We start from the raw sequence: 10,523 nt of genomic DNA on the forward strand, positions 1-10,523 counted from the left end.
AATGAAATTGCCATGGATTGACGCTTTTAATCTATAAGAAAAGGAATAAAACATGAAAATCAACCAATACATAAGCGAAGCACAATCCTGCTCAAGACGCGAAACAGACCGTCTAATCAAAGCAGGACGCGCCTGTATTAACGGTGAAATATGTACGCACGGTACAATCGTGAGCGATGGTGATGTTGTAACGATTGATGGACAGGTTATTGAAAAAGAAGAGAAAGAAAAGGTGTATATTGCCTTCCATAAACCAGTCGGAATTACTTGTACAGCAGCGGATCATATTGAAGATAATATTATTGATTACATCAATTACCCAGAACGAATCTTTCCTGTTGGACGGTTAGATAAAGCATCAGAAGGACTCATTTTATTAACGAATGACGGTGCCATTGCAAATAAAATTTTGCACGGTGATCATGAGCACGAGAAAGAATATGTTGTCACAGTCGATAAACCTTTTACAGATTGGTTTATTGATATGATGTCCAGCGGTGTAAAGATTAAAGATGGGATGACGAAACCATGTAAAGTGACGAGAGTTGACCAATCTACATTTCGCATCGTTTTAACACAAGGAATGAATAGACAAATTCGTAGAATGAGTCGTGCTTTCGGGTATACAGTAACAAAGTTGAAGCGAGTTCGCATTATGAATATAGAGCTAAATGAACTTGAAACCGGAAAATGGCGGAACATTACAGCTGAAGAATTAGAAATATTGATGGGGCAAATATAGGGAGAAATGTTTTCTCCCTATATTTTTTGTCAGAAAAAATAAAACTATTGATTTTTAAAAAAATAGACCATATAATAAAAAACAACAAGTTTCGACAAGATATTTTATAAAAGTAATGATGAGGACATGAGTTGTTTTTGACGATTCTCAGAGAGGGAAGCCTTAGGCTGTGAGCTTCCTAATATGGAAAGACAAACTTACCACCTCTAAACTTCAAGAGTGAACTGCATGATGCATTGTAATTCTTGGCGGATAAAACCGTTATCAATTTACACGAGCTATAAAATGAGCTTATTTCGTTATAAATTCATTTTATTAGAATAAGGGTGGAACCACGATTTCAACACTCGTCCCTTTGTTAGGGACGGGTGTTTTTTGCGTTCTTTTATGGGGAAGTATGCTTGAAAGAGGATATGTGACGGATTTTTATTCGGAATATTTTGTCAATAGAATAATTAGGAGGTAGTAGAAATGAAATCATCTTTAAAGTTTTCTGAGATGTTTGCAATAAGCTTAATGTTATTTGCACTGTTTTTCGGTGCCGGTAATATGATTTTCCCACCAGCGTTAGGACAAGGTGCTGGAACAGATGTATGGATCGCGTTATTTGGCTTTATCGTAACAGGTGTAGGACTGCCTTTATTAGGAGTTATTGTTATAGCTCTAAAGGGAGATATTAATGAGTTAGCAGGACGTGTACATCCTGTATTCGCGCTAATTTTCATTACTGCAATTTATTTATGTTTAGGCGTATTTGTTAGTGTGCCACGTACAGGGACTGTTGCTTATGAAATGAGCATTGCGCCATTTTTACCAAGTGAGGTAGCTGGTCAGGCTTATCCACTTGTCATCTTTACATTTATTTTCTTTGCGGTAACGTTCTATTTAGCTTTAAACCCTTCGAAATTAGTAGGGCGTATTGGTAAAGTATTAACACCAATTTTATTAGCTGTTATTGCAAGTATTGTAGCGAAAGCAATTATGACGCCAATGGGAGAGTTTGGTGCACCGACAGAAGCATATAGTGCCCCGCTCTTTAAAGGTTTTATTGATGGATATTTAACTTTAGATGGACTTGCAGCACTTGTTTTCGGAAATGTTGTCATTAATGCTTTAAAAGCAAAAGGTATTACAAATAAGAACAGTATTGCGAAAGTAACAATCTTTGCAGGATTTATTGCAGCACTTGGTTTACTATTAGTTTACTTAGCACTTGCTTACCTTGGAGCTTCTAGTGTGTCACTTGGAATGGGAGCAAACGGGGGAATTATTTTAACAAATGTCGTGAATCATTTATTTGGTAGCTACGGAACATTATTACTTGGCATCGCAATTACAGCAGCATGTTTAACAACTTCTGTAGGTATTGTTGCAGCTTGTGGGGAATACTTCTCTTCGTTATTACCGAAGCTTTCTTATCAAAAAGTCATTTTCATTTTCTGTGTATTAGCATTTATGGTAGCAAATCTTGGTTTAACTCAGTTAAACGCATTGGCATTACCAATTCTAATTGCAATTTATCCAATTGGTATCGTACTTATCGTATTATCACTCGTTGAAAATTACGTTCGTCTTCCATTAGCAATGTATGTAGGCGGTATTGTAGGGGCATTTGCGATTAGCTTCTTTGATGGATTGCACAATGCAAATCTGCAAATTGCAGCATTAGCACCTATTTTAGATAAGATTCCATTATACAGTGTAGGGATTGGCTGGTTAGTTCCTGGTATGATAGGTATAGTGATTGGATATATAGTTTCTAAGTTTCAAAAGCAGGAAATTGCTGTAGAAAAATAAAAATAAGAGGCTTTCTTTCAAAGAAAGCCTCTTATTTTGTAGAAAAACTGCTATGTATGGAAATTTAGATATTTAAAAAATACATATAATATAGTTGACAAAAAAAATGTCATTAAGCTAAGATTGATTTAGTTATGGAAATATTGGAAGGAAAGAGAGGGAAAGAAGAGAAGGGCTTGTCTGTGACTATATTATTTTGCTAGAAGAGGTGATAAAATAGTAGAGTAGAGGAAGTTTTATTTTTTTGAACACTATTGAGAATGATAATCAGTATAGTTCCGAACGATCTTTGTTCAATAAATAATTCTTTGTATAAGGAGTTATGAAGATAGATTATTTTTTTTGAACTACAATGAGAATGATAATCATTTTATCTTGAACTACATATTTTTATTCGGCATGAAATAGAGATGGAACGATTATTTTTTTTCTTATATATTGAGAATAATTATCATTTTCAAAAAATGAGAAATAGGGAGGCAGTAAGGGACATGAGAAAGTTTTCTGTATTACCAGCTTTTATTATGACGTTCGTATGTATGCTAGCTTTTCTCGTATTGCCATTCGGACAAGCTTCGGCAAATGTAGCTGACGGTACTTACGATATTAACTATGTAATACAAAAAGCGGAAAATGATTCAGCTTCAATGGCAAATGATTATTTTGAAAAACCAGCTAAGTTAATTGTAAAAAATGGTGAGATGAGAGTACAAATTCCGATGAATCATAGTGCTTGGATTACAGAATTTAAAGCACCAGAGAACGGAAACTTTATTGATGCAAAAGTTGTTAGTAAAGATGAATCTGCAGATAAAAGAACTGTAGAGTTTAAAATAGACGACTTATCTAAACCAGCAGCTGCAAAAATTCATGTTGTTGTACCGAATGTAAATTATGACCATAACTACACAATTCGCTTTGCGTTTGATGCAAATGTAAAGGCTGTAGGTGGAGAAAATAATGCAGCAACTGTAACAAAAAATGAAGATCAAACTAAAAAAGGTACACAAGTAAAAGAAGAAGCGAAGAAAGAAGAGAGCAAAGAAACAAACAAAGATGCAAACAAAGGAACAAATGAAAGTGGGAAAGCTGAAAAAACAGATAACCCAAAAACAAGTGATGAAGCACGTATCGGATTATTTGCAGCATTACTTCTTATTTCAGGTGTTTTCTTAATTCGTAAAGTACGTCAAAACTAAATAAAGGAGCGGTATTCCATTGAATAAATATCTTAAAATTGTTGTTGCGATGTTTTTAATGGTATTTACATTCGTATCAACATTACAACCCCTTGCGGTTCAAGCAGCTAGTCAACTAGCTGACGGTGAATATTCAATCGGTTTCAAAGTTCTTAAAGACACATCAGATGAAGAATCTATGATGAATCAATACTCTGTAAGTCCAGGAACTTTAAAAGTGAAGAATGGGAAAAAGAAAGTATCCTTTACGTTAGAACATAGTTCATGGATTACAAAGTTTGAAACCGAAAAAAGTGGTCAGTTTGTTGCGACAAATGTAATTAATGAAGATAAAGAAAAAGATACAAGAGTCGTAGAATTTGATGTGGACGATGTAGAGAAGGTATTAAATGCGAAAGTAAAAGTAGACATTGACTTTTTAAATTATCATCATGACTATGATGTGCGTATTGCATTTGATCAAAATAGTATTACACCGATTCATGTAGAACAACCAAATGAAAAAGAGGACCCAGCTAATAAGCCAGATCCAAATAAAAATCCGGATCCGAGTCAGAAGCCCGACCAAAAGCCTGACCCAGATCAACAACCAAATTCTAACACAATTAAAGATGGTGAGTACAGCATTCCATTTAAAGTGTTAAAAGATCAAACAGATGAAGAATCTAAGATGAATACTTACATGGTAAATCCAGGAGTATTAAAAGTAGAAAATGGTAAGAAAAAAGCAATTGTAACGTTAAAAAATAGCTCATTAATTAAAAATTTCCAAACGGAAAAAGATGGTGCATTTGTTGATGCAAAAGTAGTGAGTGAAGATACAGAAAAAAATACAAGAGTCGTAGAATTTGAAGTGAATGATTTATCTAAAAAACTAAATGCAAAAGTATTTATTGAAGTGGCATCACAAGGTTACAAGCAAACACATAATGTACAACTTTTATTTGAGCAAGATAAACTTGAACAAATTAAAAATGAAGAGAAACAACCGGATGAAGATAAAAAGCCGGAAGTAGAAAAACCAGATGTTGAAATAATTAAAGATGGTGAGTACAGCATTCCATTTAAAGTGTTAAAAGATAAGACAGATGAAGAATCTAGAATGAATGAGAATGTGATAAGTCCAGCGGTATTAAAAGTAGAAAATGGTAAGAAAAAAGCGATTGTAACACTAAAAAGTAGCTCATTAATTGAAAATTTCCAAACGGAAAAAAACGGTGCATTTATTGATGCAAAAGTAGTGAGCGAAGATAAAGAAAAAGATACAAGAGTCGTAGAATTCGAAGTAGATGATTTATCAAAAAAACTAAATACAAAAGTATTTATCGAAATGGCATCAAGAAATTATAAACAAACGCATGAGGTACAACTTCTATTTAATCAAGATAAACTTGAGCCAATTAAGAATGAAGAAAAGAAACCAGATGGTGATAAGAAGCCAGAAGTAGAAAAGCCAGATGGTGAGAAAAAACCAAATATTGAAACAATTAAAGATGGCGAATACAGCATCAATTTTAAAACATTAAAAGATCAAACAGATGAACTTTCAATGATGAACACATATACGAAAAGTCCAGGTGTGTTAAAAGTAAAAGATGGTAAGAAATATGTATCATTTACATTAACGAATAGTGCATGGATTACAAAGTTTGAATTTGAGAAAAATGGTTCGTTTGTTGATGCGAATGTATTAAGTGAAGATACGAAAGCTGATACACGCGTAGTGGAAGTAGAAGTAGCAGATTTATCGAAAAAATTAAATGCAAAAGTAAAAGTAGACATTGATTCAATGAATTATCATCATTTCTATGATATTCAATTTGCATTTGATAAAGATAGCATTAAGTCGTTAGACGACCAAGGTGGAAACGACAACCAAGGCGGAAACGACAACCAAGGTGGAAACAATAACCAAGGTGGAAACAATAACCAAGGTGGGAACGACAACCAAGGCGGGAACAATAACCAAGGCGGAAACAATAACCAAGGTGGAAACGACAACCAAGGCGGGAACAACAACCAAGGTGGAAACGACAACCAAGGTAATAACACAACAATTGATCCAAAAGCTCTTAAAGATGGTGAATACAGCATTGGCTTTAAAGTGTTAAAAGATCAAACAGATGAAATCTCAATGATGAATACATACACAAAAAGCCCAGGTGTATTGAAAGTAAAAGATGGTAAGAAATATGTATCGTTTACATTAATAAATAGTACATGGATTACAAAGTTTGATTTTGAGAAGAATGGCTCGGTCGTTAATGCAAAAGTATTAAGTGAAAATAAAGAGCAAAATACAAGAGTAGTAGAAGTAGAAGTAAACGATTTATCGGAAAAATTAAACGCAAAAGTAAAGGTAGACATCGATGCGATGAATTATCACCATTTCTACGATGTTCAACTTGTATTTGATCAAGGTAGTATTAAAACTTTAGGTAGCCAACAAGGTGGAAACGATGATCAAGGTGGAAACAACGGTCAAGGTGAAAACAACGGTCAAGGCGGAAATAACGGCCAAGATGAAAATAAAAAGGATGAACCAAAAGTAAAAGTTGATCCGAAAAATTTAGTAGATGGTCAATATGATATTCCATTTAAAGTGTTAAAAGACAAAACAGATGAACTTTCAAAGATGCATGATTATACTGTAAATCCAGCAAAATTAATCGTTAAAGATGGTAAAAAGTACATTGAGATGACGCTGAAAAATAGTGCATGGATTACGAAATTCCAAACAGAAAAAGATGGTTTATTCGCTGATGCAAAAGTAGTGAGCGAAGATAAAAATGCAAATACGAGAGTAGTGCAATTTGAAGTAAGTGATTTATTTAAAAAATTAAATGCAAAAGTAAAAGTAGACATCAATGAGATGAACTACCACCATTTCTATGATGTACAAATTCAATTTGATACAAACAATATTGGTGCGCTAGGGACTATAAAAGAAGAGCCGAAGAATGATCCGAAAAATCCGGTGACTACACCAAAAGTAGAAAATGTTAAAACAACTGCAACACCTGAGTTTAATCGCAATGCCGACGGTAAGAAATTAAGAGAGAATACGAAAGTCGACGATAAGAAAGAGAAAAACTCAAAAACAGCAGATACGGCACAAATTGGATTATATATGGTGCTATTATTAGGCTCACTTGCTTTATTGGTTCGTAAATATAGAGCAGGTAGATTGTAAAAATTTAAGTCTTGATGTATCAAGTGTACATCAAGACTTGTTTCATATTGTATTGAAAGGAGTGGTGATTGCGAGTGAAGAAAATTGCGAGTGTACTAATGGCTATTATTCTATTAGTAAGTATAGCTGGGTGTTCATCACCAAAAAAAGAAACGGCGAAGAAGGTAAAGAGTGACAGTAAAGAAAGAATTGTTGCAACGACAGTCGCTGTTACTGAAATTATGGATGCATTAGAAGTAGATTTAGTTGGTGTTCCAACAAGCTCTAAAACATTACCAAAACGTTATAAGGGGCTACCTGATGTTGGGAATCCAATGAGCCCTGATATGGAGAAAGTAAGGTCATTAAAGCCGTCAGAAGTATTGTCAGTGACAACACTTGAGAATGAATTAAAACCAGTTTTTAATGAAACCGGAATGAAGGCGAGTTTTTTAGATTTAACAAGTTTAAAAAATATGCAAAATTCAATTACTGATTTGGGTAAAAAATATGGACGCGAAGAACAAGCAGAGTCAGTTGTAGCAAAGCTAGATAAGAAGGTTGCGGATATTAAAAAAGATGTGAAAGGTAAGAAATCTCCAACAGTGCTTATTTTATTAGGTGTGCCGGGAAGTTATTTAGTAGCAACAGAACATTCTTATATTGGAGATTTAGTGAAACAACTAGGGGGTAAAAATATTGTACACGGTGAACAGGTAGAATATTTAGCTTCTAATACAGAGTATTTAAAGAAAGCTGATCCAGATATTATTTTACGAGCAGCTCATGGTATGCCAGAGGAAGTTGTAAAAATGTTTGATAAAGAATTTAAAACGAATGACATTTGGAAACATTTTGCCGCAGTTAAAAATAATCGAGTTTACGATTTAGAAGAAAGTTTATTTGGAACGACAGGAAATTTAGCAGCGACTGAAGCTTTAGATGAATTGAAAAAAATGATGTATCCGTGATGCATTTTAATATAAAGGAAGATTAGCATGAATAAAAAATTTTGGAGTTTCTTTATTGTTACTGTATTGCTCATTGTGATGACGTCGTTGTCAGCGATGAGAGGGAGTTTAGAAGTAGGTATTGTTGATCTTGTACAAGGGATATTTACAGGAAACAATGAAGACGTCGAAGTTATTAAAGACCTACGCTTCCCGCGTATCATTATTGCGCTATTTATAGGAGCAGCACTGGCGGTTTCAGGTGTGCTCTTCCAAGCTGTTATGAAAAACCCACTTGCAGATGCTGGGGTAATTGGGATATCTTCAGGGGCAAGTTTTATGACACTTGTAATTATTACGTTATTTCCACAGTTTTTCTTCTGGACACCGGTATTTGCCTTTTTAGGCGGAGCTTTTGCGTGTTACTTAGTTTATTCATTTTCATGGAAATCAGGATTGAGTCCGTTACGCATTATATTAATTGGTATTGCCATTAACGCGATGTTTACTGGATTAAATGAATCGTTCATTACGATTTGTGGATACTTTATTAAGAGTATTAAACAAACGACGACTTCAAATATAACAATGAAGACATGGGGAGATGTGGAAATCATCGTTACATATGGAACAATTGGGCTTGTCCTTGCGCTGTTTGTAGGAGCGTGGTGTAACTTATTATCATTACAAGATAAGACTGCAAAGAACTTAGGTCTTCATGTGACGAGAGTTCGCCTTATTATTTCCGCAATTGCAGTGTTGTTAGCGGCTGTATCAACCGCAATTGCAGGAGTTATTGCTTTCGTAGGTTTGCTTGTTCCTCATATTTCAAGACAATTAGTCGGTTCAGATCACAAAGTGTTAATTCCATTTTCTGCGCTAGCAGGGGCATTGTTAATTTTGACGGCGGATACGATTGGGAGATTGCTTGTGCCACCTAACGAAATTCCAGCAGCGACAATTATGGCGGTTATTGGCGGCCCATTCTTAATATTCTTGCTTAGAAAGAGTGATAAAGTTCATGGAAATTAAAAATGTAACCTTTTCGTATGACAATGTAACAGATCGTTTAAAGTCTGTTAGTAGTGAAATAGAAATGGGGAAAATCACAACCATTATTGGCCCAAATGGATGCGGGAAATCAACATTACTTGGTGTTATGTCAAGAAATCACACTCCTCGTAGTGGGGAAGTAATACTTGATGGAAAAGCAATTAGTACGTATAAGCCGAAAGAGTTTGCTAGAAAACTAGCGGTTGTTCATCAACAAAATGAGGCACCGGCAGATATTACTGTTGAAAAATTAACGAGTTTTGGTCGTATGCCATATAAAAATATTTTTTCTTCACACAATGATGAAGATAGAGAAGCTATTGAAAGGGCACTTACTTGTACGAATTTACAGAGTAAGCGAGATAAGCCAATTCATGCTTTATCTGGCGGTGAGAGACAAAGGGTATGGATTGCGATGACTTTAGCGCAAAAGACACCGATGCTCTTTTTAGATGAGCCGACAACATATTTAGATATTTATTATCAGCTTGAAATATTAGAGCTAGTGAGAGGATTAAACGAGGAGTATGGATTGACGATTGTCATGGTATTACACGACATTAATCAAGCAATTCGTTATAGTGATCATATTATTGTTATGAAAGATGGTGAAATCGTTACGAAAGGTAATCCGAATGATGTAGTAACAGAGGATATGATTAAAACGATATACGGTGTAGATGTCGTTGTAAAGCATGATGAAGATACAGGGTTGTATATGGTACCGATGGGAATTTAAGCGCTGATTGCAATCCGTTTTGAGGTGATAATTTGAGTGGTAAGGAAAAACGGAAAAAGAATCCTTTTTTTCAACGAATACTTACAGTTGTTTTTTTAGGCATCTTTTTTTACTCAATGTATGAATTAGGTGGTATTTTCATGGACTACTATGAAAATCGTAAAGTAATGGCTGAGGCACAAGAAATTTATGAGCGGAGCCCAGTAGAAGAAAAGGCAAAAGACGGAGAGATACGAAAACAGTTTCAAGCGTTACAAAAGATTAATCCAGAAATAGTTGGATGGATTACGATGGATGATACACAAATTAATTATCCAATCGTTCAAGCGAAAGACAACGATTACTATTTATATCGTAATTATAAAGGTGAGGATATGCGAGCAGGAAGTATCTTTATGGATTATCGTAATGATGTGAAATCGCAAAATCGAAATACAATTTTATATGGTCATCGTATGAAAGATGGTTCTATGTTCGCAAGTCTAAAAAAAATGTTAGATGAAAAATTTTTTATGGCACACCGCAAATTATATTACGATACTTTATTTGAAGGGTACGATGTCGAAGTATTTTCAGTGTATACGACAACAACTGATTTTTATTACATTGAAACGGATTTTGAAAGCGATGAGGACTATATATCATTTCTAGAACAAATTAAAGAAAAATCACTGTATAAAACAAATGCAGAAGTGACGGCAAATGATCAAATTATAACACTTTCTACATGTGACTACGCACTTGATCCAGAGGCAGGAAGGTTAGTTGTGCATGCGAAATTAGTAAAAAGAAATTAAATAAAAAGTATAGAAAATGTAATCTGTACCCTTTGTAAAGGACATTTTGAAAAAAGTTAGGCAACATCAAGAAG

The 10,523-nt window shown here is 34.5% G+C and carries 8 protein-coding genes and 1 other annotated feature; all 8 genes read left to right on the forward strand.

The genetic code is table 11. The features are described from left to right. The first annotated feature begins 52 nt into the window (after window positions 1-52). The 8 genes from CQZ94_RS26965 (at window position 53) to srtB (ending at window position 10,449) form a co-directional block, all read left to right on the forward strand. Complete coding sequence (locus tag CQZ94_RS26965) at window positions 53-742, forward strand: 23S rRNA pseudouridine(2604) synthase RluF (RefSeq protein ID WP_105587960.1); 690 nt, start codon at window positions 53-55, stop codon at window positions 740-742. Window positions 743-848: 106 nt separating this feature from the next. After that, window positions 849-1,100, forward strand: a binding site (T-box leader). Window positions 1,101-1,213: 113 nt separating this feature from the next. Continuing rightward, entirely contained in the window at window positions 1,214-2,539 is a 1,326-nt protein-coding gene (gene brnQ6, locus CQZ94_RS26970) for a branched-chain amino acid transport system II carrier protein BrnQ6 (RefSeq protein WP_105587961.1), read from the forward strand. A 491-nt stretch (window positions 2,540-3,030) separates the two neighbouring features. Further along, complete coding sequence (isdC, locus tag CQZ94_RS26975) at window positions 3,031-3,738, forward strand: heme uptake protein IsdC (RefSeq protein WP_105587962.1); 708 nt, start codon at window positions 3,031-3,033, stop codon at window positions 3,736-3,738. Between the two features lie 19 nt (window positions 3,739-3,757). After that, entirely contained in the window at window positions 3,758-6,931 is a 3,174-nt protein-coding gene (locus tag CQZ94_RS26980; protein WP_105587963.1) for an NEAT domain-containing protein, read from the forward strand. A 68-nt stretch (window positions 6,932-6,999) separates the two neighbouring features. After that, window positions 7,000-7,881 (forward strand): heme ABC transporter substrate-binding protein IsdE, encoded by an 882-nt coding sequence (isdE, locus tag CQZ94_RS26990; protein WP_142395945.1) that lies wholly within the window; start codon window positions 7,000-7,002, stop codon window positions 7,879-7,881. A gap of 27 nt (window positions 7,882-7,908) precedes the next feature. Then, complete coding sequence (locus CQZ94_RS26995) at window positions 7,909-8,892, forward strand: FecCD family ABC transporter permease (RefSeq protein WP_105587966.1); 984 nt, start codon at window positions 7,909-7,911, stop codon at window positions 8,890-8,892. Then, entirely contained in the window at window positions 8,882-9,652 is a 771-nt protein-coding gene (locus CQZ94_RS27000; protein WP_105587967.1) for an ABC transporter ATP-binding protein, read from the forward strand. Before CQZ94_RS26995 ends, CQZ94_RS27000 begins: the two co-directional genes overlap by 11 nt. 32 nt (window positions 9,653-9,684) lie before the next feature. Beyond that, window positions 9,685-10,449, forward strand: coding sequence for a class B sortase (gene srtB, locus CQZ94_RS27005; protein WP_105587968.1), 765 nt, complete (start codon window positions 9,685-9,687; stop codon window positions 10,447-10,449). Window positions 10,450-10,523 lie beyond the last annotated feature (74 nt).

Origin of the sequence: Bacillus sp. MYb209 (assembly GCF_002975175.1) — a bacterium.
In the GTDB taxonomy this organism is placed as follows: domain Bacteria; phylum Bacillota; class Bacilli; order Bacillales; family Bacillaceae_G; genus Bacillus_A.